General features: G+C 74.9%; 24 protein-coding genes and 1 riboswitch. Of the genes, 16 read left to right on the forward strand and 8 right to left on the reverse strand.

Going from position 1 to position 23,898, the window contains the following annotated elements; translation table 11 throughout:
• Nucleotides 1-3 precede the first annotated feature (3 nt).
• Nucleotides 4-930: an NADP-dependent oxidoreductase gene (locus tag ACGFNF_RS01690; protein WP_393165068.1), complete on the reverse strand. Its 927-nt coding sequence runs from the start codon at nucleotides 928-930 to the stop codon at nucleotides 4-6.
• 36 nt (nucleotides 931-966) lie between these two features.
• Complete coding sequence (locus ACGFNF_RS01695; protein ID WP_393165070.1) at nucleotides 967-1,305, reverse strand: hypothetical protein; 339 nt, start codon at nucleotides 1,303-1,305, stop codon at nucleotides 967-969.
• Nucleotides 1,306-1,530: 225 nt separating this feature from the next.
• On the opposite strand from ACGFNF_RS01695, the gene ACGFNF_RS01700 reads away from it, so the two are divergent.
• From ACGFNF_RS01700 to ACGFNF_RS01735, 8 genes are all read left to right on the forward strand, one after another.
• Nucleotides 1,531-2,721 (forward strand): sensor histidine kinase, encoded by a 1,191-nt coding sequence (locus ACGFNF_RS01700; RefSeq protein WP_393165072.1) that lies wholly within the window; start codon nucleotides 1,531-1,533, stop codon nucleotides 2,719-2,721.
• A gap of 16 nt (nucleotides 2,722-2,737) precedes the next feature.
• Nucleotides 2,738-3,406 carry a response regulator transcription factor gene (locus ACGFNF_RS01705; protein WP_357579444.1) on the forward strand — a complete coding sequence of 223 codons (669 nt, stop codon included), beginning with the start codon at nucleotides 2,738-2,740 and terminating at the stop codon, nucleotides 3,404-3,406.
• 102 nt (nucleotides 3,407-3,508) lie between these two features.
• Complete coding sequence (locus ACGFNF_RS01710) at nucleotides 3,509-4,765, forward strand: helix-turn-helix domain-containing protein (protein ID WP_357579445.1); 1,257 nt, start codon at nucleotides 3,509-3,511, stop codon at nucleotides 4,763-4,765.
• Nucleotides 4,766-4,843: 78 nt separating this feature from the next.
• Complete coding sequence (locus ACGFNF_RS01715; RefSeq protein WP_393165074.1) at nucleotides 4,844-6,013, forward strand: acyltransferase domain-containing protein; 1,170 nt, start codon at nucleotides 4,844-4,846, stop codon at nucleotides 6,011-6,013.
• A 118-nt stretch (nucleotides 6,014-6,131) separates the two neighbouring features.
• The gene (locus ACGFNF_RS01720; protein ID WP_311411918.1) at nucleotides 6,132-7,076 is read left to right on the forward strand and encodes a beta-ketoacyl-ACP synthase III; all 945 of its coding nucleotides are present in this window, start codon (nucleotides 6,132-6,134) and stop codon (nucleotides 7,074-7,076) included.
• An 83-nt stretch (nucleotides 7,077-7,159) separates the two neighbouring features.
• Nucleotides 7,160-7,399 (forward strand): acyl carrier protein, encoded by a 240-nt coding sequence (locus ACGFNF_RS01725; protein WP_007072348.1) that lies wholly within the window; start codon nucleotides 7,160-7,162, stop codon nucleotides 7,397-7,399.
• A 2-nt stretch (nucleotides 7,400-7,401) separates the two neighbouring features.
• Nucleotides 7,402-8,628 (forward strand): beta-ketoacyl-ACP synthase II, encoded by a 1,227-nt coding sequence (gene fabF / locus ACGFNF_RS01730; RefSeq protein ID WP_357579447.1) that lies wholly within the window; start codon nucleotides 7,402-7,404, stop codon nucleotides 8,626-8,628.
• Nucleotides 8,629-8,638: 10 nt separating this feature from the next.
• Nucleotides 8,639-10,078, forward strand: coding sequence for an acyl-CoA carboxylase subunit beta (locus ACGFNF_RS01735; protein ID WP_393165077.1), 1,440 nt, complete (start codon nucleotides 8,639-8,641; stop codon nucleotides 10,076-10,078).
• A gap of 102 nt (nucleotides 10,079-10,180) precedes the next feature.
• Here ACGFNF_RS01735 and ACGFNF_RS01740 read toward each other — a convergent pair whose 3' ends face one another.
• Together ACGFNF_RS01740 and ACGFNF_RS01745 are read right to left on the reverse strand one after the other, a co-directional pair.
• A complete protein-coding gene (locus ACGFNF_RS01740; protein WP_393165079.1) occupies nucleotides 10,181-10,399 on the reverse strand; it encodes a hypothetical protein in 219 nt (72 codons plus the stop codon).
• Nucleotides 10,400-10,441: 42 nt separating this feature from the next.
• The gene (locus ACGFNF_RS01745; RefSeq protein WP_393165081.1) at nucleotides 10,442-11,032 is read right to left on the reverse strand and encodes a hypothetical protein; all 591 of its coding nucleotides are present in this window, start codon (nucleotides 11,030-11,032) and stop codon (nucleotides 10,442-10,444) included.
• Between the two features lie 154 nt (nucleotides 11,033-11,186).
• On the opposite strand from ACGFNF_RS01745, the gene ACGFNF_RS01750 reads away from it, so the two are divergent.
• Nucleotides 11,187-11,837 carry a lipoprotein gene (locus tag ACGFNF_RS01750; protein ID WP_393165083.1) on the forward strand — a complete coding sequence of 217 codons (651 nt, stop codon included), beginning with the start codon at nucleotides 11,187-11,189 and terminating at the stop codon, nucleotides 11,835-11,837.
• Nucleotides 11,838-11,843: 6 nt separating this feature from the next.
• On the opposite strand, the gene ACGFNF_RS01755 is transcribed toward ACGFNF_RS01750, so the two are convergent.
• A complete protein-coding gene (locus tag ACGFNF_RS01755) occupies nucleotides 11,844-13,583 on the reverse strand; it encodes a glycoside hydrolase family 3 protein (RefSeq protein ID WP_393165085.1) in 1,740 nt (579 codons plus the stop codon).
• Nucleotides 13,584-13,660: 77 nt separating this feature from the next.
• A complete protein-coding gene (locus tag ACGFNF_RS01760; protein ID WP_121400330.1) occupies nucleotides 13,661-14,152 on the reverse strand; it encodes a DUF3145 domain-containing protein in 492 nt (163 codons plus the stop codon).
• A 307-nt stretch (nucleotides 14,153-14,459) separates the two neighbouring features.
• Here ACGFNF_RS01760 and ACGFNF_RS01765 point away from each other — a divergent pair, with 307 nt between their 5' ends.
• Entirely contained in the window at nucleotides 14,460-14,789 is a 330-nt protein-coding gene (locus ACGFNF_RS01765; RefSeq protein WP_358116338.1) for a hypothetical protein, read from the forward strand.
• 159 nt (nucleotides 14,790-14,948) lie between these two features.
• Here ACGFNF_RS01765 and ACGFNF_RS01770 read toward each other — a convergent pair whose 3' ends face one another.
• Complete coding sequence (locus tag ACGFNF_RS01770; RefSeq protein WP_393165087.1) at nucleotides 14,949-15,536, reverse strand: carbonic anhydrase; 588 nt, start codon at nucleotides 15,534-15,536, stop codon at nucleotides 14,949-14,951.
• A 147-nt stretch (nucleotides 15,537-15,683) separates the two neighbouring features.
• Between ACGFNF_RS01770 and ACGFNF_RS01775 the strand changes: the two genes are divergently transcribed.
• The 4 genes from ACGFNF_RS01775 to ACGFNF_RS01790 all read left to right on the forward strand — a co-directional run bounded on the left by ACGFNF_RS01775 (nucleotide 15,684) and on the right by ACGFNF_RS01790 (nucleotide 21,347).
• Nucleotides 15,684-16,619, forward strand: a complete 936-nt coding sequence (locus ACGFNF_RS01775; RefSeq protein WP_357579453.1) for an alpha/beta hydrolase — start codon at nucleotides 15,684-15,686, stop codon at nucleotides 16,617-16,619.
• A gap of 232 nt (nucleotides 16,620-16,851) precedes the next feature.
• A complete protein-coding gene (locus tag ACGFNF_RS01780; protein WP_393165089.1) occupies nucleotides 16,852-18,969 on the forward strand; it encodes a HelD family protein in 2,118 nt (705 codons plus the stop codon).
• A 76-nt stretch (nucleotides 18,970-19,045) separates the two neighbouring features.
• Nucleotides 19,046-19,963 (forward strand): cation diffusion facilitator family transporter, encoded by a 918-nt coding sequence (locus tag ACGFNF_RS01785; protein WP_357579455.1) that lies wholly within the window; start codon nucleotides 19,046-19,048, stop codon nucleotides 19,961-19,963.
• A gap of 153 nt (nucleotides 19,964-20,116) precedes the next feature.
• Nucleotides 20,117-20,248, forward strand: a riboswitch (cyclic di-AMP (ydaO/yuaA leader).
• 13 nt (nucleotides 20,249-20,261) lie between these two features.
• Nucleotides 20,262-21,347, forward strand: coding sequence for a hypothetical protein (locus ACGFNF_RS01790; RefSeq protein WP_357579477.1), 1,086 nt, complete (start codon nucleotides 20,262-20,264; stop codon nucleotides 21,345-21,347).
• 90 nt (nucleotides 21,348-21,437) lie between these two features.
• Here the strand turns inward: ACGFNF_RS01790 and ACGFNF_RS01795 are convergent, their stop codons facing one another.
• Nucleotides 21,438-21,905: an SRPBCC family protein gene (locus ACGFNF_RS01795; protein ID WP_357579456.1), complete on the reverse strand. Its 468-nt coding sequence runs from the start codon at nucleotides 21,903-21,905 to the stop codon at nucleotides 21,438-21,440.
• Between the two features lie 178 nt (nucleotides 21,906-22,083).
• Between ACGFNF_RS01795 and ACGFNF_RS01800 the strand changes: the two genes are divergently transcribed.
• The gene (locus ACGFNF_RS01800; protein WP_393165092.1) at nucleotides 22,084-23,061 is read left to right on the forward strand and encodes a 1-phosphofructokinase family hexose kinase; all 978 of its coding nucleotides are present in this window, start codon (nucleotides 22,084-22,086) and stop codon (nucleotides 23,059-23,061) included.
• On the forward strand, nucleotides 23,058-23,882 hold the full coding sequence (gene surE / locus ACGFNF_RS01805; protein WP_357579458.1) for a 5'/3'-nucleotidase SurE: 825 nt from the start codon (nucleotides 23,058-23,060) through the stop codon (nucleotides 23,880-23,882). The genes ACGFNF_RS01800 and surE overlap by 4 nt, the downstream gene beginning before the upstream one ends.
• Nucleotides 23,883-23,898 lie beyond the last annotated feature (16 nt).

The following is a 23,898-nucleotide window of genomic DNA, read 5'->3' on the forward strand; positions in this document are numbered from 1 at the left end:
GGGTCAGATCTCCAGGACCACCTTGCCGCGGACGTGCCCCGCCTCCACCAGGCGTTGCGCGTCCGCCGCCTGCGCCAGCGGGAACGTCCGTTCGACGTGGACGGTCAGCCGGCCGGCGTCCACCAGCCCGGCGAGCATGCCCAGGTCCACGGTCGACGGCTTGACGAACAGATAGCTGCCGCCCAGCCGGGTGACGTGCTCCGGGTCGGCCGTCGAGATCAGCCGCGCGGGACGGGTGATCAGCTCGGCCGACACGTCGAGCGCGTCGCCGCCGAACAGGTCGAGCACCACGTCCACCCCGTCGGGCGCGACCGCGCGGACCCGGTCGGCCAGCCCGTCGCCGTACGCGACCGGCTCGGCGCCCAGCGACCGGACGAAGTCGTGGTTGGCCGCGCCGGCCGTGCCGATCACGCGGTCGGCGCCGAACGCGCGGGCGATCTGCACCGCCAGGTGGCCCACCCCGCCGGACGCCCCGTGCACCAGCACCGTGTCGCCGGCGCCGGTGCGGGCCGACTGGAGCGCCTGGTAGGCCGTGAGGCCCGCCAGGGGCAGGCCGCCCGCCTCGGCCCAGGACGCCCGCACCGGCTTGGCCGCCAGCGTCCGCTCGGGCGCCGGGACGAGTTCGGCGTACGTGCCGTGCTGGATGTGGTCGCGTCGGACGTAGCCGACGACCTCGTCGCCGACGGCGAACCCGGTCACCGCCGGCCCGACCGCCTCGATCACCCCGGCCGCGTCCCAGCCGGGGACGAGCGGGAAGTGCCCCGGGATCGCACCGGCCAGGTGCCCCTCGCGCACCTTCCAGTCGACCGGGTTCACCCCGGCCGCCCGGACCCGTACGAGCACCGTGTCCGGGCCGACCGGCGGGTCGGGCAGGTCCCGGACGGTCAGCAGGTCGGCCGGGCCGTACGTGTCGATCGCGATCGCCTTCACACCGGTCACGCTAGCGGCCGGGCGGCGTCGCCGTGGTCAGCACCAGCGGCGTGGCGGCCGCTCGCGGCGGGTGCCGCGCTGCCGGGGGCGGACCGGGCCGTGCCGGTGCGCGCCGGCCCAGCCGGGCAGGTCACTGCGGCAGCCCGGGGCCACCGCCAACTCGGCCTCGCCGGTCGGAGCCGGTTCCGCGACGCGCTGCCGGGGCACCGTGACGTCGTCCTCGGGGCGCTCGGGCGCGCGGGCCGGGTGCTCCGGCGAGTGGGCCGGGAGCCCTCCGGGCAGCCGGCGGTGCTTTGCTGCCGCCTGCTGCTCGTGGTGGCCCGGCCGGCAGGGCTCGCCCTGGGCGCAGCCGTGCTCGGCCTCCCCGTGCGCCATCCGAGTCTCCTCACGCTCGCCCCGCCCGCCGGGGTCGCTCCGGCGGGCCCTGTCACCGTACTGGCCGGCACCGACGCCCCACCCGACTCCCCCACCGCGCCCGCCCCCTCCCTCGCGATCATGCAGTCGTGTTGGGGATTTCGTACGCCGGTGCAGCTTTCGTCCCCCACCACGACCGCATGATCGGCGGAAACGGGCGGGGTGGGGGTGTGGTGGGATCGGGGGGTGAGGGCGGCGGGGTGGGTGGGGGCCGGGACGGGCGGGCGGGACGTCGTGCTGGCCTGCGCCTCGCTGGTGGGCGGGGTGGTCCTGTACGGGCTGGGCACGCAGCCGCAACTGTCCTGGCACCCGGACCTGCCGGAACCGCTGTTCCTGCTGCCGCTGGCGGTGGTCTGCACGGCGGTGGGCCTGCGCCGGGTCGCCACCCGGGCCAGCCTGGCGCTCGGCACGGTGGCGGTGCTGGCCGACCTCGCGATGGGCGGCTCGCTGGCCACCGTCCTCGTCTACACCCAGGTGCTCTACGACGCGTGCGTGTTCGGCTCGGCCCGGACCTGGCGCCGGCTGCTCCAGGTCACGATCGGGTTGAGCGTCCTCGGCACGGCGGTGGGGGTGCTGCTGAGGGGCGACTGGCGGGGCGTGGGCATCGGGGCGCCCGTGGTGCTGGCCGGGGTGCTGCCGGTGCTCACCGGGATCAGCGTGCGGCAGTACCGGGACCAGGCGGTCGCCGAACGGGCCCGGGCCGAGCAGACGGCCCGGTTGGTGGAGCTGGACCGCCGGCAGGCCGTCGGCGCGGAGCGGGCCCGGATGGCCCGGGAGCTGCACGACGTGATCGCCAACCACCTGAGCGCGGTGGCCATCCACGCCACGGCCGCGCTCTCCGTGCCCGGGCTCGAGCGGTCGCAGGTCGAGTCGGCGCTGCGGGTGATCCGGGAGAGCAGCGTGCAGGGGCTGGGCGAGATGCGGCAGATGATCGGCCTGCTGCGGGAACCGGCGGAGGGCGGGGCGGCCCTCGACGCCACCGACGAGACGACCCGGGCGCGGCTCAGCGAGGTCGACGCTCTCGTGGACCGGGTCCGCGCCGCCGGGCTGACCGTCCGGGCGACCCGGCGCGGCGAGCCCCGCGCGCTGCCGGTCGGGGTGGACCTGGCCGCGTACCGGATCGTGCAGGAGTCGCTGACCAACGCGCTCAAGCACGGCGCCGGCGAGGCCGACCTGCTGGTCGCGTACGAGCCGGCGGGGGTGGTGGTGGGCGTGGAGAACCCGGTCGGCGCCGGCCGGGGCACGCTGACCGGCGCGGGCGCCGGCCTGATCGGAATGCGGGAGCGGGCGGCGCTGCTGAACGGCCGGTTCGCCGCCGGCCCGGCGGGGGGCCGCTGGCGGGTACGGGTGGAGCTGCCGACGGAGGTGGCGCCGTGAGGGGACGGGGCGTGGCATGGCCGAGGTGATCCGGGTGCTGCTCGCCGACGACCAGCCGGCCGTGCGGGCCGGGCTGGCGCTGATCCTGGCCGGGGCGGCCGGCGTCGAGGTGGTGGGCGAGGCCGAGGACGGCGCCGAGGCGGTCCGGCTGTGCCGGGAGCTGCGCCCGGACGTCGCGGTGCTGGACGTGCGGATGCCCCGGCTGGACGGCATCTCGGCCACCCGGGAGATCGCCGCCGACCGGCTCGCCGACGTGCTCGTGCTCACCACCTTCGACGTCGACGAGTACGTCTTCGGGGCGCTGCGGGCCGGCGCGGCGGGCTTCGTCCTCAAGGACATCGACGCGGCGGGGCTGGTGGCGGCGGTGCGGACGGTCGCCCGGGGCGAGGGGTTCATCGCCCCGGCGGTCACCCGCCGCCTGATCACCGAGTTCGCGGCGACCGCCCCCACCAGCTCCGCCGCCACCCGGCAGGCGGTGGACGCGCTGACCCCCCGGGAGCGCGACGTGCTGGCCTGTCTCGGGCTCGGCCTGTCCAACCAGCAGGTCGCCGACCGGTTGGCGATGGCCGAGAGCACCACCAAGACCCACGTCAGCCGGATCCTCGCCAAGCTGGACCTGCGCAGCCGGGTGCAGGCCGCCATCCTGGCCCAGGAGCTGGGGCTGCCGGTCCCGCCGCCGGCCTGACGGCTATGGGCCCCCGTCACCACGACGGGCGGCCCGCCCGGGGCCACGGCAGGCAGGCCGCCCGGGGCGGAGGCGCAGGTCGGGGCGTGTCAGGCTGGGGCGGTGAGCGAGCCGGGCGGGACGGAACTGTCGGCCACGCTGCGCCGGATCGAGCGGGCGGCGGGGGCGCTGGCCAGCGCCAGCGTGGCCCGGATGGACGAGGCGCTGCCCTGGTTCCGCGACCTGCCGCCCGACCACCGCTCCTGGGTGATGCTGGTGGCCCAGGCCGGCGCCCGGTCGCTGGTGCAGTGGCTGCGCGACGGCGGCGGCACGGCGGACAGCACCCAGGAGGTCTCGGACGAGGTCTTCGCCACCGCGCCGCAGGCGCTCGCCCGCTCGATCAGCCTCCAGCAGACCGTCGCGCTGGTGAAGGTGATGATCGACGTCGTCGAGGAGCAGGTCTCGCACCTGGCGGCGAAGGGCGAGGAACAGCAGTTGCGCGAGGCGGTGCTGCGGTTCTCCCGGGAGATCGCCTTCGCCGCCGCCCGGGTGTACGCCCGGGCCGCCGAGTCGCGCGGTTCCTGGGACGCGCGGTTGCAGGCGTTGCTGGTGGACGCGCTGCTGCGGGGCGACTCCCCGGACGTGCTGGCGAGCCGGGCGGCGGCGCTCGGCTGGGCGGACGCCCCGCCGGTGGCGGTGGCGGTCGGCCGCTCCCCCGGCGGGGAGGTCTCCGCCGTGCTGCACACCGTCCACCGGCAGGCCCGGCGCATCGGCACGGAGGTGATCGGCGGGGTGCACGGCGACCGGCTGGTCATCGTGCTCGGCGGCGCCGCCGACCCGGTCGCGGCCACCGGCAAGCTGCTCGGCGCCTTCGGGGACGGGCCGGTGGTGGTCGGTCCGGCCGTGCCGAGCCTGGACGAGGCGACCGAGTCGGCGCGCGCCGCGCTGGCCGGCTTCCGGGCCGCACCGGCCTGGCCGACCGCGCCCCGGCCGGTGCCGGCGGACGACCTGCTGCCGGAGCGGGCGCTGGCCGGGGACGCGGAGGCGCGCCGGAGGCTGCGGCACGACGTCTACGCCGCGCTGGTGCGGGCCGGCGGGGAACTGCTGGAGACCCTCGACGCCTTCTTCGCGGCCGGCGGCACCCTGGAGAGCGCCGCGCGCTCCCTCTTCGTGCACCCGAACACGGTGCGCTACCGGCTGCGGCGGATCTCCGACGTCACCGGTTTCTCGCCGCTCGCGGCGCGGGACGCCTTCGCGCTCCAGGTGGCCCTCACCGTCGGCCGGCTCGACCCGGTGGTCCCGGTGGTACCAACCCAGACAATAATCCCGAATACCGGTAAAACATCACACACAGGTGATGATCGCCGCCGATTTTTGTAGGAACCCTCCAAAGGTTCTAGTGCGGTTTGGTCGGGGGCGGCACAGCGCTACCCGCGCGTATCCGGGAGAGTCATAGGGGTGCTCGCCGTACTCTCGCCCGGCCAGGGTTCCCAGAAACCCGGCTTCCTGACTCCCTGGCTGGACCTCACCGGCGCCGAAGCACGTCTGCGCTGGTGGTCGGCGCTGGCCGGGGTCGACCTGGTGCACCTCGGCACCGCCGCCGACGCGGACGAGATCAGGGACACCGCGCGGACCCAGCCGCTGCTGGTCGCCGCCGCGCTGCTGGCCGCCGAGCACCTGCCGATGTACGACGTCACGCTCACCGTCGGTCACAGCGTCGGCGAGCTGGGCGCGGCGGCGCTCGCCGGGGTGCTCCCGGCCGAGGCGGCGATCACCCTGGCCGGCGTACGCGGGCGGGAGATGGCCGCGGCCTGCGCCCTGGAGCCGACCGGGATGGCCGCCGTGCTGGGCGGGGACCCCGAGGAGGTGCTCGCCTCGATCGTCGGGCACGGGCTGCACCCGGCCAACCGCAACGGCGCCGGCCAGTTCGTCGCCGCCGGCTCCGTCGAGGGGCTGGAGAAGCTCGCCGCCGAGCCACCGGCGAAGGCCCGGGTGATCCGCCTGAAGGTGGCCGGCGCCTTCCACACGCCGTACATGGCCCCCGCCGAGACGGCGCTGGCCGCCGTGGCCGCCGGGATCACCCCGAGCGACCCGGCCCGGATCCTGCTGTCGAACCTCGACGGGGCCGCGGTCAACCACGGGCGCGACATGGTGCAGCGCCTGGTCCGCCAGGTCACCGCGCCGGTGCGCTGGGACCTCTGCATGCGTACCCTGGCCGACCTCGGGGTGACCGGCGTGATCGAGCTGCCCCCGGCCGGCACCCTCGCGGGCCTGGTGAAGCGGGAGCTGAAGGGGGCCGGGGCCCCCGAGGTGGTCACCCTCAACACCCCCGACGACCTGCCCGCCGCCCGGGACCTGATCGCCCGGCACGGCATGGCGCCGGGCCACGAGCCGACCATGCACTTCCGCGTGGTGGTGGCCCCGTCGGCCGGCACCTTCGAGCCGGCACGGGAGCTCACCGAGGGCGACACGCTCCGCGCCGGCCAGGTCGTCGGCCACGTGGCCACCCGGCAGGGCCCGGTCGAGGTGACCGCGCACGGCAGCGGCGTGCTCACCGAGTGGCTCGCCCACCACGACGACCCGGTCGCGCCGGGCCAACCGCTCGTCCGCATCGGAGGTCACGTGTGAGCGCGAGGAATGAGCCGGTCCTGCGAGTCCCGCAGTCGCGAACGACAAGCGGCCCAGTGAGCGCGAGGAATGAGCCGGTCCTGCGAGTCCCGCAGTCGCGAACGGAAGGACAGCCCTGATGACCGGCAGTCGGATCGTCGCGCTGGGGCACTACCAGCCCTCCCGCGTGGTCACCAACGACGACATCGCCCAGTTGGTCGAGACCAGCGACGAGTGGATCCGGGACCGGGTCGGCATCGTCACCCGGCGGATCGCCGACGGCGAGACGGTCGCCGACATGGCCGCCGCCGCCGCCGGCAAGGCGCTGGCCAACTCCGGGCTCACCGCCGCCGACATCGACCTGGTCGTGGTGGCGACGTGCAGCTCCGCCGACCGCAGCCCGAACGTGGCCTGCCGGGTCGCCGCCAAGCTCGGCATCACCGCGCCCGGGGCGTTCGACCTCAACACGGCCTGCTCCGGCTTCGCGTACGCGCTGGGCACCGTGGACCACGCCATCCGGGCCGGCGCCTCGCGCAACGCCCTGGTCATCGGCGCGGAGAAGCTGTCCGACATCGTCGACTGGACGGACCGCTCCACCTGCATCATCTTCGCCGACGGCGCCGGGGCCGCCGTGGTGTCGGCCGTCGGCGAGGGCGAGCCCGCCGGCGTCGGCCCGGTGGTCTGGGGCTCGGTGCCGGAGAAGGGCGACGCGGTACGCATCGAGGGCTGGCGCCCGTCCATCCAGCAGGAGGGGCAGTCGGTCTTCCGCTGGGCCACCACGGAGCTGGCGCCGCTGGCCCGGCAGGCGTGCGAGCGCGCCGGGGTCGACCCGTCGGAGTTGGCGGCCTTCGTGCCGCACCAGGCCAACGCCCGGATCATCGACGGCATCGCGAAGCGGCTCGGCATCCCGAACGCGATCATCGCCAGGGACATCGTCGAGTCCGGCAACACCTCGGCGGCGAGCGTGCCGCTGGCCCTGTCCAAGCTGGTCGAGCGGCGGGAGGTGCCCTCCGGCGCCCCGGTGCTGCTCTTCGGCTTCGGCGGTGGCCTGACCTACGCCGGTCAGGTCGTCCGCTGCCCCTGAAAGCCCCTCCGGCCGCTGTGCCGGGGAGTGACGGCCGGCGTCGTCGGCCGTCGAATGATCCACGATGAGAGGAACCAACCGCAATGACCCGTGACGAGATCACCGCCGGCCTCGCCGAGATCCTCGAAGAGGTTGCCGGGGTGAACCCGGACGACGTGGCCGAGGGGAAGTCCTTCACCGACGACCTGGACGTCGACTCGCTCTCCATGGTGGAGGTCGTGGTGGCGGCCGAGGAGAAGTTCGGCGTCAAGATCCCGGACAACGAGGTGCAGAACCTGAAGACCGTCGGGGACGCCGTCAGCTACATCGAGGCGCAGTCCTGATCATGGCTCACACCGACGTCGTCGTCACCGGGCTCGGCGCGACCACCCCGCTGGGCGGGGACGTCGCGTCGACCTGGGACGCCATGCTCGCCGGCCGCTCCGGGGTGGGTCCGCTCACCCAGGAGTGGGCCGAGCAACTGCCGGTGCGGATCGCCGCCCGGCTCGCGGTCGAGCCGACCGGCCTGATCGACCGGGTCAAGCTCCGCCGGCTCGACCGTTCCGAGGCGATCGCGATCATCGCGGCGCAGCAGGCCTGGGCGGACTCCGGCCTGGCCGACTCCGGGCTGGACCCGGAGCGGCTGGGCGTCAGCGTCGGCTCCGGCATCGGCGGCGCGCTGACGCTGCTCGCCCAGGACGACATCCTGGAGGCGTCCGGCCCGCGGCGGGTCTCCCCGCACACGATCCCGATGCTGATGCCGAACGGCCCCGCCGCCTGGGTGGGGCTGGAGCTGGGCGCGAAGGCCGGGGTGCACTCGGTGGCCAGCGCCTGCGCGACCGGCGCCGAGGCGATCGCGCTCGGCATGGACATGATCCGTGCCGGCCGGGCCGACGTGGTGGTCGCCGGCGGCACCGAGGCGGTCATCCACCAGCTGCCGATCGCCGGGTTCAGTTCGATGCGGGCGATGTCGACCCGCAACGACGAGCCGGAGCGGGCCTCCCGGCCGTGGGACAAGGGCCGCGACGGCTTCGTGCTGGGTGAGGGCGCGGGCATCGTGGTGCTGGAGCGGGCGGAGCACGCCGCCGCCCGGGGCGCCCGGGTCTACGCCCGGCTGGCCGGCGCCGGACTCACCTCCGACGGCTACGACATCGTCCAGCCGCACCCGGAGGGCGAGGGCGCGATCCGGGCGATCGCGAAGGCGATCGCGGACGCGGGCGTCGCCAGGGCGGACATCGTGCACGTCAACGCGCACGCCACGTCGACCCCGGTCGGGGACGTCGCGGAGATCACCGCGCTGCGCGCGGCGCTGGGTGACCACCCGGTGCTGACCTCGACCAAGTCGATGTCCGGTCACCTGCTGGGCGCGGCGGGCGCGCTGGAGTCGATCGCCACCATCCTGGCGATCCGCGACAGCGTCGTACCGCCGACGATCAACCTGGAGGACCCCGACGACGGGCTCAGCCTGGACGTGGCCGCCAACGAGGCGCGCCACATGGACATCCCCGCCGCGCTGAACAACTCGTTCGGCTTCGGCGGGCACAACGTGGCTCTCGTCTTCACGCGGGCCTGAGACCACAGCCATGGAGGCTCACGTGACCACCACCGCCGTTGGCGTGGACGCATCGTCCGTCGCGGACCATCGGGATCCGGAGGTTCGGCTCCGGGCGTTGTTCGACGCGGGTTCGTTGCGGCTGTCGGTGCCGCGGGACACCTCGGGTGTGCTGTGGGCGCGGGGTGAGGTCGAGGGTTCGCCGGTCGTCGCGTACGCCACGGACGCGACGCGGATGGGCGGGGCGATGGGCACCGAGGGGTGCCGGCACGTCGTGGACGCGATCGACACCGCGGTACGGGAGCGGGTGCCGGTGGTCGGGTTGTGGCACTCGGGTGGTGCGCGGTTGGCCGAGGGCGTGGTCGCCCTGGACGCGGTGGGTCAGGTGTTCGCGGCGATGGTGCGGGCCTCGGGGCGGGTGCCGCAGATCTCCACGGTGCTGGGCCCGGCGGCCGGTGGCGCCGCGTACGGGCCGGCGCTGACCGACATCGTGGTGATGAGCGGCGCGGGCCGGATCTTCGTGACCGGCCCGGAGGTGGTCCGCAGCGTCACCGGCGAACAGGTCGACATGGCCCGCCTCGGTGGGCCCGAGCCGCACGGCCGCCGCTCCGGGGTGGTCCACGTGACCTGCGCCGACGACGAGACGGCGCTGGCCGAGACGCGCAAGCTCGCCGCGCTGCTCGGCCGGCAGGGGCGCCTGTCGCCCGACGACGTGGCCGCCCAGGACGAGGGGGGACACGACCTGACGGCGAAGATGCCGGTCGAGACGAACCGGGCCTACGACGTCAAGCCGGTGGTGAAGGCGCTGCTGGACGCCCCCGGGGTGGAGCTGCACGCCAAGTGGGCGCCGAACGTGGTGACCACCCTGGGTCGCTTCGCCGGGCGTACCGTCGGGGTCATCGCGAACAACCCGCTGCGCCTGGGCGGCTGCCTGGACGCCTCCAGCGCCGAGAAGGCCGCCCGGTTCGTGCGCATGTGCGACTCCCTCGGCGTGCCGCTGATCGTCCTGGTCGACGTCCCCGGCTACCTGCCCGGCCTGGGCCAGGAGTGGGACGGCGTCGTCCGCCGGGGCGCGAAGCTCCTGCACGCCTTCGCCGAGGCCGTCGTGCCCCGGGTCACCCTGGTCACCCGCAAGGCCTACGGCGGGGCGTACATCGCGATGAACTCCCGCTCCCTGGGCGCCACCGCGGTGTTCGCCTGGCCCAACGCGGAGGTCGCGGTGATGGGCGCCGGCGCCGCCGTCAACATCCTGCACCGCAAGAAGCTCGCCGCCGCCCCGGCCGAGGAGCGCGAGGCGCTGCGCGCGCAGCTCGTCGAGGAGCAGACCCGCATCGCCGGTGGCGTCAACCGGGCCCTCGAGATCGGCGTCGTCGACGACGTGATCACCCCGGCCGAGACCCGCCGCCGCATCGCCGAAGCCCTCGCCGCCGCCCCGGCGGCCCGGGGCGCGCACGGCAACATCCCGCTGTAAGCCTTCCACGGCACCCGTGCCGCCACCGCGTGACGGCCGCGCCGGGGCCGCGTACCACCGCAAGGGCCCGCGCTCAGCACGAGCGCGGGCCCCACGCGTCGTTCAGCCCCGGTTGCGGGGGTGCTGGCGGGCGGTCCGCTCGTTGCCCCGGCGGTAGTTGCCGGTCCACCGGGCCATCACGAGCTGCGGGTCGCCGTCGACCTCGGCGAGGAACTCCGCCGCCCGGCCGCCGCGCAGGGTGCCCGCCGCCCGGCCGTGGTGGCTGATCACCACCGTGCCGTCCGGCCGCTCGACGTACGCGAAACCCTCTGCTGTCCCCATGGGCGCACAGGGTGCCATGCTCGGCGGTCGACCGCGAACGGGTTACCGGTTCGGCCCTTCCCGGGCGGCAGCGCGCGGGCGGGTACGTGCACGTTCTTCGACCTCTGCGAACGTCGCGACCTGGTCGCACTCCTCGGGTGTCAGTCTGTTGATCAACGCCTTGCCTGCTTGGGCCTGCGCGGTGGTGGGCAGGTCACCGGCGACGAGTGAGGGCAGGACCAGTTCGTAGCCGACCCTCGCCCGCGCGCTGTACCGCGTGCGGCTGCGGGCGACGGCGAAGCTGACGCGGATGGCGTGCTCGTTTCCGGGCGGCACGTTCGGCCGGTCCACCTCCCGGGCGGCGAAGCGCGCCTCGTGGTGGTAGGCGCACCGCTGGCAGGTAGCCGGTCCTCTCGTCAGCGTGGACCGGCACTGCGGGCACGTCAGCCGATCGAGGGCGGCATCGACGACGCGCCAGTCATGCTCTGCGGGATCATCGACGACGAGCCAGCCCAACGCCGTCTCCGCTGGCGAACCGCGGGCGACCTCCCACTCGCCGAGCAGGCGCGCCCAGGCCAGGTCGAGTTCCGCCTCGATCTCACCGATGGCCCGGGCCAGGGACGGGCTGCGCCACGCCCGCACGGTGTCAGCCATGAGTCGAGCATCGCCCATCGGCGGACGCGGCGACACCGGGTTTGCCGTGGCCGGCCGCCGCCCTGCCGCACGGCTGCCGGCTCGACCGGATTGACGCCGCCGCCCCGCGCCGCTTTGATGAGCCGGCTCTCGTCGTCAACGGGGAATGGACACCATGCAACGTCGTACCCGCGCCGCCGTGCTCGCGGCGTTCACCATCGGACTGACCGGCGGCTGCGCCGACGGGAAGGAGGAACCATCGGCCGGTGGCTCCCCGTCGGCCTCGCCGAGCGTCACCGCCTCCCCGGTGACCCCCGGCCCGCCCTGGCACGACGAGGTGGTGGCGGCTCCCGCGGGGACCACGGTGGGCGGCAAGGGCACGCCCTGCGAGCTGCCGGTCACCTTCTCGGTGCCGGCGAGGTGGAAGGTCGAGGCGGTGAAGGGTTCGGCGAAGTTCGGCGAGCCCCGCCTCGGCAAGGCCCTCATGCTGTGCGAGCTCGACGCCCGGCCGACCGGCTCCACCGGGTTCCTGCGGGTGTGGCGGGTCGACGGGGTCGCCGGCGGCGCACAGGAGCACCTGAAGTACTTCCTCGACGCCTACGCGCCGGAGGCCGCGGACGCGGAGTACCGGCGGGTGAAGGCCGGCACCGTCGACGCCGTCGAGGCGAGCTACCCCAAGGAGGACGGCGGCACGGTCCACGACCGGGCCATCGCGATCTCCTCCCTCTACGGTCCGATCGTGCTGAGCCTGGACACCTCGGACCCCGTGGAGCTGCTTCCTGCGTACCAGCTGGTCAAGCAGTCGGCCCGGATCAACCGGGACTGACGCGGCTCAGGCGCCGCAGGTCGTGGCGGGCAGGCCGGTCACCGGCACCGGGGACCGGCCGCCCGGTCGGGTCTTGCCGGCCAGCACCCCGGCGAGGGCGGTCATCGACACCCGGCTGGAGGAGTAGGTTGCCAGGAGGGTGGGCGACTTGGCCTTCGCCAGCACGTACGGGGTGTCCATGGCGACCGTGACGGCGGCGTCGGCGCGCAGGTCGCCGGCGCCGTCGCCGTACCCGACGAGGTGCACCACCGTGCCGCCGCCGGCCACCACCTTCACCCCGGCCGCCTTGAGCGCCTCGGTCAGGGCCGCCCGCGTGTGCTCGCGCCCGCCGGAGGCGGTCACGGTCACCGGCCCCCGTACGCCGCCGCCGCAGGCGCCCCGCAGCACCGTCACCGCCGCCGCGGCCAGGTCCTCCGCCGCCTTGCGGTGCGCCGGGCCGGCCAGCGTGGACAGCTCGGGCGTGGGCCGGTCGGCCAGCTTGAACTTCATCGTCAGCACCCGGGTCGCGGCCTCGACGAGGCGGGTCCGGGGCAGCGACTTGTCGCGGAGCGCGGCGAGCAACCCGTCGTACGCCTGGCGGACGTTCGGCGGCATGAGGATGAGGTCGTTGCCCGCCTTCAGCGCGCGCACGGCGGCCTCGCCCGGCGACCAGCGCTTGGCCGGCGGCATGTTCATCCCGTCGGTGATCACCACGCCCCGGAAGCCGAGCTGGCCGCGGAGCACGTCGGTGAGCAGCTTGTGCGAGAAGGTCGCCGCGGTGCCCGGGTCCACCGACCGCGCGTCGAGGTGGGCGGACATCACGGCCATCGTGCCCGCGTCGATGGCGGCGGAGAAGGGCGGCCACGCCCCGGTCTCCAGCGTCCGGCGGGGCTGGTCGAGCACCGGCAGTCCCTCGTGGGAGTCGGCGGCGCTGTGCCCGTGCCCCGGGAAGTGCTTGACGGTGGCCGCGACGCCCGCGGCCTGCAGGCCCCGGACCGCGCCCGCGACCTGCCCCGCCGTCACCTTCGGGTCCGCACCGTACGACCGGGAGCCGATCACGGTGCTGCGGGTGGCGAGCACGTCGGCGACGGGGGCGAAGTCGAGGTTGATCCCCATCGCGGCGAGCTCGGTGCCGGCCGCCCGCCAGGCGGCCTCGGTCAGCTCCGGTCGTCCGGCGGCGCCGGCGGCGAGGGCGCTGGGCAGCAGGGTCACGCCGTCGGTGATCCGGGTGACCACCCCGTGCTCCTGGTCGGTGCCGATCAGGAAGGGCGCCGGCCCGGCGGGCAGCCGACCGGCGGCCGCGCGCAGGCCGTCGGTGAGCGCGCGTACCTGCTTCGGGTTGTCGACGTTTGTCGTCTCCTGGTTGCCCTTGGTCGGGTCGTCGGCGCTGAAGCCGACCAGGATCAGCCCGCCGAGCCGGTACTTCTCGACCATCTGGGCGGGGGTGTCCACCCCGGCCAGCGCCTGGTTGCCAGCCGCCGAGCCGGGCGAGACCCGGGTGGCCGCGTCGCCGTAGGCGTACGGCATCAGCACCTGGCCGACGAGGTCCTCGTCGGCGAGCGAGGCCACGAGGGCGGCGGCGCGGGCGGCGGGGTCGGTGCCGGGGACGCTCGCGGCGGGTGTCGGGGCGGCCGTCGGGGCGGCAGCGCTCGTCGGGGCCGGGTCGGGGCGGCGGTCCGCCGACCCGGAGCACCCGGAGACGAGCAGTGCGGTCAGGGCGGCGAGCGCGACGCCGGCACGTCGCGGGGTAGTCGACACGCGGCCCATCCCACCAGTTCACCCCTTATCGGGGCAACTTGACCTTCACCCGTCAGGATGAGTCGGCCCCGGTCCGGGCCCCGGCGTCAGCCGACGCGGGTGAGCAGGGTCACCGGCGCGCCGTCGCCGGCGTACCGGTAGGGCTCCAGCTCGGCGTCCCACGCCGTGCCGAGCGCCTTGTCGAGGGCGTGGGCGAGGGCCTCGGGCGCCCGCGCGCCCGCCATGATGCTGCGCAGGCGGTCCTCGCCGAGCTGGATGTCGCCGGCCGCGCCGACGCTCGCCCGGAACAGGCCCCGTCCGGGCACGTACATGAAGCGCTCGCCGTCGGCGCCGGGGCTTGGTTCCTCGGTGACCTCGAAACGGATCATGGGCCACTGCCGGAGGGCAGCAGCCAGCTCGGCGCCCGTCCCCGGGCGACCGGTCCACCCGCACTCGGCCCGGCGTGCGCCGGGGTCGACGGGCTGAGCCGTCCACTGCAGGTTGACCGGCGCGGCGAGGACGCGCGCGATCGCCCACTCGACGTGTGAGCACACGGCGAGCGGGGTCGAATGGACGTATACGACGCCACGCGTTGGCACGGTGACCTCCCGGAGAGCGAGGTGCGTCTTCCCCTACGACCTCGACCACCCGAGTGGTTGCTGGAACACATGATGACTGGTGTGACGGATGATGCGCCAGGGAATCGGAAAATTCGCGGGTCGGAATAGTCGGACGAGCACCCCGGTTGACCCCTCACGACGCGATGACCAGCCAGGGACCGCGGTCGTGTACAGTTCCATCGGCGGCCTGTGCCGCGCACATCTTCCGCGGGCCCACCCACCAGGGTGTCGTCCGCACAGCCCCCGGACGTTCCGTCCTCCCGTACGTCTTGCAAGGAGTACCTCCGTGGCGAGCAACACCTCTAAGACCGCGCGCGCGTCAGTCCGGGCCGGCCAGGCTGGCCAGGGTGGCGCCCTCAGCGTGCTGGGCGAGTTCAAGTACCTCATCCCGCTCAACGGCGGCAAGCACGCCTACGTGCGGAACCTGACCAACGGCAAGACCGCGCACCTGCGCACCGACTCCGACGCCTTCGTCGAGGAGATCCGGGTGCTGGCCGCCGCCGGCCACGCCGCGAAGATCCGCGCCGAGATCAACAACCTCAACACCACCCACCCGGGTGACGGCTGGGACGCCACCGAGAAGCGCCTCGTCGAGGCCGGCGTCTTCGAGGGCTGACCCTCCCCCACCCACGCGACACCCGAACCGCCTGCCGGGACCCCCGGCGGGCGGTTCGCGCATTCCCGCCCCCACCTCCCCGTTGATCATGAAGTTGTTGCGCTCCGCCCCGGCGTGTCGCGACAACAACTTCATGATCAACGGGGAGGGGAGGTTTTTTTACGGCTCCAGCAGGGTGACCTCGCCGGTCGTCAGGTCGTAGAGGGCGCCGGCCACCGTAAGCCGGCCGGCGGCGACCGGGACGGCGAGCCGGTCGTCGGCGCGCAGGGCGGCGACCGTGCGGAGCACGTGCCGGCGGACCGCCATCGGGTGCACCCGGGGATCGTCGACGCCCACCTCGGTCACCGCCGGGGCGATCTGGTCGACGAGGTGGGCCAGCGCGCCGCCCGGCGACCGCCCACCACGCAACGCGTCCACGGCGGAGGCCACCGCGCCGCACCGCTCGTGCCCGAGCACCATCACCAGCGGCACGCCCAGCTCACCGACCACGTACTCGATGGAGCCGAGCACCGCCCGGTCCAGTACGTGCCCACCGGTGCGGATCACGCAGATCGAGCCGAAGGTCTGGTCGAAGATCGCCTCCAGGGGCACCCGCGAGTCGATGCAGCCGAGCAGGACCGCGTACGGCTGCTGGTCGCCCGAGGCCGCAGCGGCGGCGGTGACGTCGTGGCCGTGCACCGGCTGGCCGCTGACGAAGCGGCGGTTGCCGGCGAGCAGCTCGGCCAGCGCGGCCCGGGGCGACCCCATGCCCCCAGCTTGGCGGGCCCGCCGGCCGTTCGGAGCGGGTTGCGAACCTTCTCACCGACATGGTTGCCGTGGTCTCATGACGGGTAGCCGGTGTTACCACCGGGTATCCCCGGTGTTGCGGTTCCGTGCGGCCCTGGGGAGGTGACGATGCCGGAGCACGTCGAGGTGCGTCTTCCCGACGACGTACGCCTGCACGTCGAGGCGATTGGACCGGCCGACGCCGAGGTCACCGTCGTGCTGCTGCACGGCTGGACGCTGGACGGGCGGGCCTGGCACCGGCAGCTCGCCGACCTGCGGCAACGCTTCGGCGACGCGGTGCGGGTGGTGACCTACGACGCCCGCGGCCACGGCCGGTCGAGCTGCATGGCGCTGCCCACCGCCACCGTGGCCCAGCTCGGCGACGACCTCGCCGCGGTGCTGGACGAGGTGGCCCCGGCCGGTCGTGTCGTGCTGGTGGGCCACTCGATGGGCGGCATGACGATCATGGAGTACGCGCACCGCCACCCCGCGCACTTCGCCGCCCGGACGGCCGGGCTGGTCTTCGTCTCCACCACCGCCGAGGGCCACACGCACACGGCGTACGGCCTCTCGCCCCGGATCGCCCGGCTGATCCGGCTCGCCGAGACCACGGGGGCCGGCGTGCTGGCCCGGTGCGGGGCCTGGCGACCGCCCCGGGCGCTGCTGCGCGCGCTGCGCCCCAGCATCCGCTGGATGCTCTTCGGCGACCGCTGCGACCCGCACGACATCCGGCTGGTCACCTCGGCAGTGGCCCGCGCCACCCTCCGCTCGATCGGCGGGTTCCGCGCGTCCATCGGGGCGCAGCACCGGCTGGACACCCTCGCCGCGCTGGCCCACCTGCCGGCCGCCGCCCTGGTCGGCGACCGGGACCGGCTCACCCCGCCGCCCTGCGCCGAGTCGATCGCCGGCGCGCTGCCGGCGACCGAGCTGACCGTCTGCCCGGGTGCCGGGCACATGCTGATGATGGAACGCCCCGACGAGGTCAACGCGGCGCTCGGCGGCGTGCTCCGTCGCGTGCTCACCGCCCCCGGGGCGGGCGCCACCGCCGCCGCCCGCGCGGACTGAACCGGACCCGACGGAGAGCGCCACACGGGCTGGACCGGGCCCGGCGGGGAGCGCGACGCGGACTGCACCGGGCCCGGCGGGGAGCGCGACGCGGTCCCTGCGGGCGTGACGCGGGTTCCTTTCCCGCACCGGTGGCGCCGCTGGTTGCGTGCGGGCCGTACCCTCTTGCGGTTGGCCTGGCACGGTTCGCACGGTTCGCGCCGCCCGCCGCCGACGTCAGGAGGAGCGAGCGGTGACCGACCAGACCACCCTGGAACAGGAGATCGCCGTCGAGCAGCGGCATCTCGACCGGGTGTACGCCCGACTGGCCGAGCTGCGCCGGTCGGCGGTCAGCGCCGAGAAGGAGGGCTACCGGCTCGCCCGGGTGGGCAACTTCGGGGCGCTGGTCGAACGGGACGCGATGGTGTTCCACGCCGCACGGCGGCGGCACATGCTGGACGCCGAGCACGAGGGCCTGGTCTTCGGCCGGCTGGACCTGCTCGACCGGCAGGTGCTGCACGTCGGGCGGCTCGGCATCCGCGACGACGACGCGTCCACGCTGGTGGTCGACTGGCGGGCCCCGGCCGCCGCCGCCTTCTACCAGGCCACCCCCGCGCAGCCGCTGGGCGTGGTGCGGCGGCGCACGATCCAGTCCTCCGCCGAGCGGGTCACCCGGATCGAGGACGACCTGCTCGATCCCGTCGCCGCGCCCGCCGACATGGCGGTGGTCGGCGACGGCGCGCTGCTGGCCACGCTGTCGAAGGCCACCGGCCGGGGGATGCGGGACATCGTCGCCACCATCCAGCGGGAGCAGGACGAGGCCATCCGCTCCCCCGGCTCGGGCGTGACGATCGTGTCCGGCGGCCCGGGCACCGGGAAGACGGCCGTCGCCCTGCACCGGGCCGCGTACCTGCTCTATTCCGACCGCAGCCGGTTCGCCGGCGGAGGCATCCTGGTGGTGGGCCCGTCCTCGGTCTTCGTCGAGTACATCGCCTCGGTGCTGCCCTCGCTCGGCGAGGACACCGCCACCCTGCACTCGCTGGGCACGCTCTTCGTGGGCCTGACCGCCACCCGCACCGATCCGCCGGCGGTGGCGGCGGTGAAGGGCTCGCTGCGGATGCGGCGGGTGCTGGAGCGGGCGGTCCGGGACGCGGTGCCGGGCGGCCCGACCGAGCTGCGCCTGCTCTACCGGGGCGAGCTGCTCCGGCTGGAGCGCCGCGAGCTGGACGGCATCCGGGACCGGGCGATGCCCCGGGGCGCCCGCCGCAACGAGGTGCGCCGGGCCGGCTTCGACGGGGTCTTCGCGGCGCTGTGGGCGCAGGCCCGCAGGCTGGGCGTGGGCCGGCTGCCCGAGCAGCGCGCGTTCGAGGACGAGATCGCCGAGCGGCCGGAGTTCCGGGAGTTCCTGAAGGCGTGGTGGCCCCGGCTGCACCCCCGGCACGTGCTGGGCTGGCTGGCCCGTCCGGACCGGCTGCACCGCTACGCCGAGGGGATCCTCTCCCGCGCCGAGATCCGGCTGCTGACCGATGCGTACCGCAGCCTCGACGCCGCCGGGCTGACGATCGCCGACATCGCGCTGCTCGACGAGCTGGACGCGCTGCTCGGCAAGCCGATGAAGCCCGCCCGGGCGAAGCGGGACCCGTTCCAGCTGGCCGGCGGGGTCCGCGAGCTGAGCACCTTCGCCGACCGGCAGCGCGCCGCCCGCGAGGCGGCGCGGGAACGCCCGGACGACTACCGGGAGTACGCGCACGTGGTGGTCGACGAGTCGCAGGACGTCTCGCCGATGCAGTGGCGCATGATCGGCCGGCGGGGCCGGCTGGCCTCGTGGACGGTGGTGGGCGATCCGGCGCAGACGGCGTGGACGGGGGAGCCCGAGGAGCTGAACCGGGCCCGGGACCAGGCGTTGGGCCGGCGCAAGCGGCACCACTTCACCCTCACCACGAACTACCGCAACTCGGCGGAGATCTTCGCGGTGGCGGCGGCCGAGATCCGCCGGCTGCACCCGGACCTGCCGCTGCCCCGGGCGGTGCGCTCCACCGGCGTCGACCCGGTCGCGCTGTCGGTGCCGCCGGCGGAGCTGGAGGCCGCGGTGGTGGCGGCGGCCGGCGCGCTGCTCGCCGACGTGGAGGGCACGGTCGGGGTGATCATGCCGGTGCCGCGCCGCGACGAGGTTGCCGGCTGGCTGGGCGGGCTCGGCGCGCCGCGTTTGCAGGTGGTGACCAGCCTGGAGGCCAAGGGCATGGAGTACGACGGGGTCGTCCTCGTCGCCCCGGGCGAGATCCGGGCCGACCCGGGGTCGGGGGTGCGGACGCTCTACGTGGCGCTGTCCCGGGCCACCCAGCGGCTGACCACCGTCGACCCGATCGGCTGAGCCGCCGTTACTTGCATACATAGCGATGTGAGCATAGATTGAACGCGAATCCGGACGCCTGACGGAGGGTGGGCGCGTGGGCGCAGGTCATGACCACCATCACGGGTCGGTGGCGAATGCCGCGCACCGCCACCGGGGCCGGCTCTGGGCGGCGTTCGGGCTGCTCGCCGGCCTCATGGTGGTGGAGGCGGTGGCGGCCTTCCGCACGGGCTCGCTGGCCCTGCTGAGCGACGCCGGGCACATGTTCACCGACGTGCTCGGCATCGGCATGGCGCTCGCGGCGATCGCCGCGACCCGGCGGGCGGGCGCCGACCCGCAGCGCACCTTCGGGCTCTACCGGCTGGAGGTACTGGCCGCACTGGCCAACGCCGTCCTGCTCTCCGGCGTCGCGGTCTACGTCGTGATCGAGGCGGTGCGCCGCTTCGGCGACCCGCCGGAGGTGCTGGCCGGCCCGATGCTTGTGGTCGCCGTGCTCGGCCTGCTCGCCAACATCGGCGCCTTCGCGCTGCTGCGCTCCGGGGCGAAGGAGAGCATCAACGTCCACGGCGCGTACCTGGAGGTGCTCGGCGACCTGCTGGGGTCACTCGGCGTGATCGGGGCCGCGCTGCTGATCGCCACCACCGGCTGGTGGTGGGCGGATCCACTGGTGGCGGTCGCGATCGGGGTGCTCATCCTGCCGCGCACCTGGCGGCTCGGGCGGGCCGCGCTGCGCATCCTGGTGCAGGCCGCGCCGGAGCACCTCCAGGTGACCGCGGTGCACGACCGGCTGGCCGCCGTGCCCGGCGTCGCCGAGGTGCATGACCTGCACGTCTGGACGCTGACCTCCGGGATGGAGGTGGCCTCGGCCCACCTGACCATGGCACCCGGCGCGGAGGTCGGCGCGGTGCTGGGCGCCGCCCGGGCCGCGCTGCACGACGACTTCCACATCGAGCACGCCACGTTGCAGATCGAGCCCGGAGCGTCACGCGGGGCCTGCGGGTCGGTTGAGTGGTAATGAGGACAACCTTAAATCTGGGAGAGTATTGTGCGCTTATGCCGGATTTGACTGTTAGTGGACGTACACCCTGCGTCACCTGCGCTGCATCAGTCACAGCGGCACCGGTAGGCTCGGCTTCGGCCTCCGCCAGGCGGCACCCACCGGTGCCGGCGGTGGCCGCCGCCTAATCGCCCGGCGGGGCGAACCGGGGAACCATGTCCGTGGGGTGCATCCGCGTCAGCGGTAGGGATCTTCCGTCCCGAACCCGTCAGCTAACCCGGTCGGCGGCTGACGGAAGGACACGTGTATGCCAGTGATGGCACCTGTACGACGACGTGCCGCCCGGACGGCGGCCCTGATCGCCACGATGCTCGCCCTCGGCGCCGCGGTGGCCCCGGTCACCGCCGCCCCGGCGGCGGCCGCCACCCGGGCCGGCCTGCTCGCCGCGGCCCCCGGCCAGGACGAGGAGGGCGGCACCCCCGCCCTGCGGGCCCAGTTGGAGGCCGCCAGCAAGGGCTACCTCGACGCCAAGCGCGCCCTGGACACGTCGGCCAAGCGGCAGCAGCAGCTCGCCGCGCAGCTCAAGACCACCGAGGTCGAGTTGGCCGCGCACACCGCCAGGGTCGGCGAGATCGCGGGCGCGGCCTACCGCACCGGCCGGCTCAGCGTGGCGTCCGCCCTGCTCAACAGCAGCTCGCCGGACGGCTTCATGGACCGCGCCGCCGCCCTCGACGCGGTGGCCGCCAAGGAGGACCGGGCCCTGCGCGAACTCCAGGAGACCCGGGACCAGGCCACCCGCACCAAGCTCGCCCTGGACGGCGAGATCCGGGAGCAGCGCAAGCAGGTCACCGTGATGGCCAAGCGCAAGGAGCAGGCCGAGCGGGCGCTGACGGTCGCCAACCGCGAGCAGCAGCAACAGCGGCAGCAGTCCACGGGGGCGGGCACCTCGCCGGGCGGCACCTCCAGCAAGACGGCGAAGGCGGCCCCGCGCAACTCCGACGGCTCCTGGCCGCGCGAGTCGTGCAGCGTCAACGACCCGACCCCCGCCAACGGCTGCATCACCCCGCGCACCCTGCACGCGCTCAACCAGGCCAAGGCGGCGGGCTTCACCCGCTACGTCTCCTGCTACCGCCCCGGCGGCTCGGGCGAACACCCGAAGGGCCGGGCCTGCGACTTCGCGGCCCAGAAGGGCGGCTTCGGCGGCGACGCCACCGGCGGCGACCGGACGTACGGCAACAACCTGTCGGCGTACTTCGTGCGCAACGCCGACCGGCTCGCCGTGCTCTACGTGATCTGGTACAGGCAGATCTGGCTGCCCAGCAGCGGCTGGAAGTCGTACAGCGGGGCCAACGGCGACCCGTCCAGCGACCACACCAACCACGTGCACCTGTCGGTCTACTGACGCCCGCGCCCCGGTGCCCCGCCCGTCGCGGGTCACCGGGGCGCGACGGCGTCCGTCGCCCCCGGCCACCGCGGCCGGGCCGTCCGGCGGTCAGTCGGCCGACGACCCGGGCAGGCTCGTGTCGAGGGCCGTGGCGAGGCGGGCGGCCAGCCCGAGGTGGGCGGCGCGGGCCTGGCGGAACGCGTAGCCGAAGAGCGGCGCGGGCGCGGCGAGGGTGATCTCGACCTCGATGCGGACCACGCCGTCGGGCTCCGCCCGCAACCGGGTGTGGTTGCGCACCGTGGTGGCAGGCCACTGCCGGGCCACGGTGACGATCTCGTCGGGATCGTCGACGAGGACGTCGGCCCGGCAGGTGATCGGCAGGCGCACCGGCCCGGCGGCCAGTCGATCGGTGATGTCGTAGCTGGCCCGCGCGCCAGGACGGGGCGGCACCCGGCGGACCCGGACGATCAGCGGGTGCAGGTCCTGCTGCCGGGTGGGGTCGGCGAGCAGCGCCGCGGCCTCCGCGAGGGAGCAGCGCGCCTGGACGGTGTAGCTGAAGGAACTTCGCCTGAGCACGCCGTCTCCCCAGGGTCGGTGGTCGCCCGATCGTCGCGCATGCCGGGCGCCCTGGCAACGCCGCGCCGATCCCGCCCGGAGTCCGGACGTCCGACCGCCGACCCCACTACGGTCAGCTGATGGATGGTCACGGCACGTGTCGACCGACGGAGGATGGGCGCATGAACGGGTACGACGGATGAGCGGGCACGTGATGGTCTTCGCGCCCACGCCCCGGCTGACGGTGACCGTCGACCAGCCCAGCGAGGCGCCGGAGCTGCACCTGCACCCCGGCGGGCAGGGCGTCTGGCAGGCCCGGATGGTGATGTCGCTCGGCGTCGACGTGGTGCTCTGCGCCGCCCTCGGCGGCGAGATCGGCCAGGTGCTGGAGCCGCTGCTGGTCAGCGAGGGCGTGCACCTGAAGGTGGTGGTCCGCGACTCCGGCAGCGGCGGGTACGTGCACGATCGGCGCGAGGGCTCCCGGCAGGAGATCGTGGACGTCCCCGGCCAGCCGCTCAGCCGGCACGAGCTGGACGAGCTCTACAACCTGGCGCTCGGCGAGGGGCTGCGCGCCCCGGTCAGCGTGCTGAGCGGGCCGAACGAGCCGTCGCTGGTCCCGGCCGACCTCTACCGGCGGTTCGCCGCCGACCTGGGGGCCAACGGCAGCCGGGTGGTGGTCGACCTCTGCGGCGAGCACCTCGACGCCGTGCTGGACAGCGGCGTCTTCTTCCTCAAGGTCAGCCACGAGGAGCTGATCGCCGACGGCCGCGCCGACGGCGAGGACGAGGAGCAGCTCACCCGGGCCCTGTACGACCTGCACGCCGGCGGTGCGGAGAACGTGGTGGTGAGCCGGGCCGACAAGCCCGCCCTCGCCCTGGTCGACGGCGAGGTCTTCGAGGTCGAGATGCCCCGGCTGGAGGCGGCCGACCCGCGCGGGGCGGGCGACTCGATGACCGCCGGGGTGGCGGCCGTGGTGGCGCGCGGCGGTGACGTGCGCACCGCGATCCGTACCGGCGCGGCGGCCGGCGCGCTGAACGTGACCCGGCACGGCCTGGGCACCGGCCGGCTCGACTCGATCGCCGGCCTGGTCGACCGGGTGCGTCTCGTACCGGCCGGCAGCCGGCCGCAGGAGCGGACCAGCCCCGACGAGCTGGCCGAACGGGCGGCCGAGCGATGACGCTGCGGGTACTTGTCACCAACGACGACGGGATCGCCGCGCCCGGCATCCAGGCGCTGGCGCGGGCGGCGGCGGACCGGGGCCTGGACGTGGTCGTCGCCGCGCCGCTGGAGGAGGCGAGCGGCACCAGCGCCGCGATGACCGCCGTGGAGCGCGACGGGCAGGTGGTGGTCCACGAGCACCCGCTGCCGGAGGTGCCGGGGGTGCCGGCGTTCGCGGTCGGCGGCTCCCCCGGTTTCATCGCGCTGATCGCCGTGCACGGCGCGTTCGGGCCTCCGCCGGCGGTGGTGCTGTCCGGCATCAACCGGGGCGCGAACGCGGGACGCGCGGTGCTGCACTCGGGCACGGTGGGTGCGGCCTTCACCGCCGCCGCGAACGGCTGCCGGGCGATGGCCGTCTCGCTCGACGTGCTCTCGGCCGGGGAGGCCACGGCCGCCAGCGGGGGTGCCGCGGTGGCCGCCGCCGCCCGGGTACGCGACGCCGAGCGGCACTGGCCGACGGCCGCCCGGGTCGCCCTGGACCTGCTGCCCCGGCTCACCGCCGGGCCGGTGGAGAGCGTGCTCAACGTCAACGCGCCGGACCTGCCGCACGGCCGGCTGCGCGGCGTGCGCCGGGGCACGCTTGCCACCTTCGGCCAGGTGCAGATGACGGTGGCGGAGGCCGGGCACGGCTTCGTCCGCACGTCGCTGGAGGAGCCGGGGCAGTCCGTGCAGCCCGGCACCGACCTGGCGCTGCTGGCCGAGGGGTACGCCTCGGTGACGGCGATCCGCGCGGTCACCGAGGTGGCGGACGTCGACCTGTCGGGCCTCGGCGACGCCTGAGCGGCCCGCCTCCGCC

Origin of the sequence: Micromonospora sp. NPDC048868 (genome assembly GCF_043198195.1) — a bacterium.
In the GTDB taxonomy this organism is placed as follows: domain Bacteria; phylum Actinomycetota; class Actinomycetes; order Mycobacteriales; family Micromonosporaceae; genus Micromonospora; species Micromonospora reichwaldensis.

What these genes read in the sequence shown, in the direction of transcription:
- ACGFNF_RS01695 (WP_393165070.1), bottom strand. Translation starts at nt 1,305, where the DNA reads ATGGCGCACGGGGAGGCCGAGCACGGCTGCGCCCAGGGCGAGCCCTGC.
- ACGFNF_RS01705 (WP_357579444.1), top strand. Translation starts at nt 2,738, where the DNA reads ATGGCCGAGGTGATCCGGGTGCTGCTCGCCGACGACCAGCCGGCCGTG.
- ACGFNF_RS01720 (WP_311411918.1), top strand. Translation starts at nt 6,132, where the DNA reads ATGACCGGCAGTCGGATCGTCGCGCTGGGGCACTACCAGCCCTCCCGC.
- ACGFNF_RS01725 (WP_007072348.1), top strand. Translation starts at nt 7,160, where the DNA reads ATGACCCGTGACGAGATCACCGCCGGCCTCGCCGAGATCCTCGAAGAG.
- fabF (WP_357579447.1), top strand. Translation starts at nt 7,402, where the DNA reads ATGGCTCACACCGACGTCGTCGTCACCGGGCTCGGCGCGACCACCCCG.
- ACGFNF_RS01735 (WP_393165077.1), top strand. Translation starts at nt 8,639, where the DNA reads ATGGAGGCTCACGTGACCACCACCGCCGTTGGCGTGGACGCATCGTCC.
- ACGFNF_RS01740 (WP_393165079.1), bottom strand. Translation starts at nt 10,399, where the DNA reads ATGGGGACAGCAGAGGGTTTCGCGTACGTCGAGCGGCCGGACGGCACG.
- ACGFNF_RS01745 (WP_393165081.1), bottom strand. Translation starts at nt 11,032, where the DNA reads ATGGCTGACACCGTGCGGGCGTGGCGCAGCCCGTCCCTGGCCCGGGCC.
- ACGFNF_RS01750 (WP_393165083.1), top strand. Translation starts at nt 11,187, where the DNA reads ATGCAACGTCGTACCCGCGCCGCCGTGCTCGCGGCGTTCACCATCGGA.
- ACGFNF_RS01755 (WP_393165085.1), bottom strand. Translation starts at nt 13,583, where the DNA reads ATGGGCCGCGTGTCGACTACCCCGCGACGTGCCGGCGTCGCGCTCGCC.
- ACGFNF_RS01770 (WP_393165087.1), bottom strand. Translation starts at nt 15,536, where the DNA reads ATGGGGTCGCCCCGGGCCGCGCTGGCCGAGCTGCTCGCCGGCAACCGC.
- ACGFNF_RS01775 (WP_357579453.1), top strand. Translation starts at nt 15,684, where the DNA reads ATGCCGGAGCACGTCGAGGTGCGTCTTCCCGACGACGTACGCCTGCAC.
- ACGFNF_RS01790 (WP_357579477.1), top strand. Translation starts at nt 20,262, where the DNA reads ATGGCACCTGTACGACGACGTGCCGCCCGGACGGCGGCCCTGATCGCC.
- ACGFNF_RS01800 (WP_393165092.1), top strand. Translation starts at nt 22,084, where the DNA reads ATGAGCGGGCACGTGATGGTCTTCGCGCCCACGCCCCGGCTGACGGTG.
- surE (WP_357579458.1), top strand. Translation starts at nt 23,058, where the DNA reads ATGACGCTGCGGGTACTTGTCACCAACGACGACGGGATCGCCGCGCCC.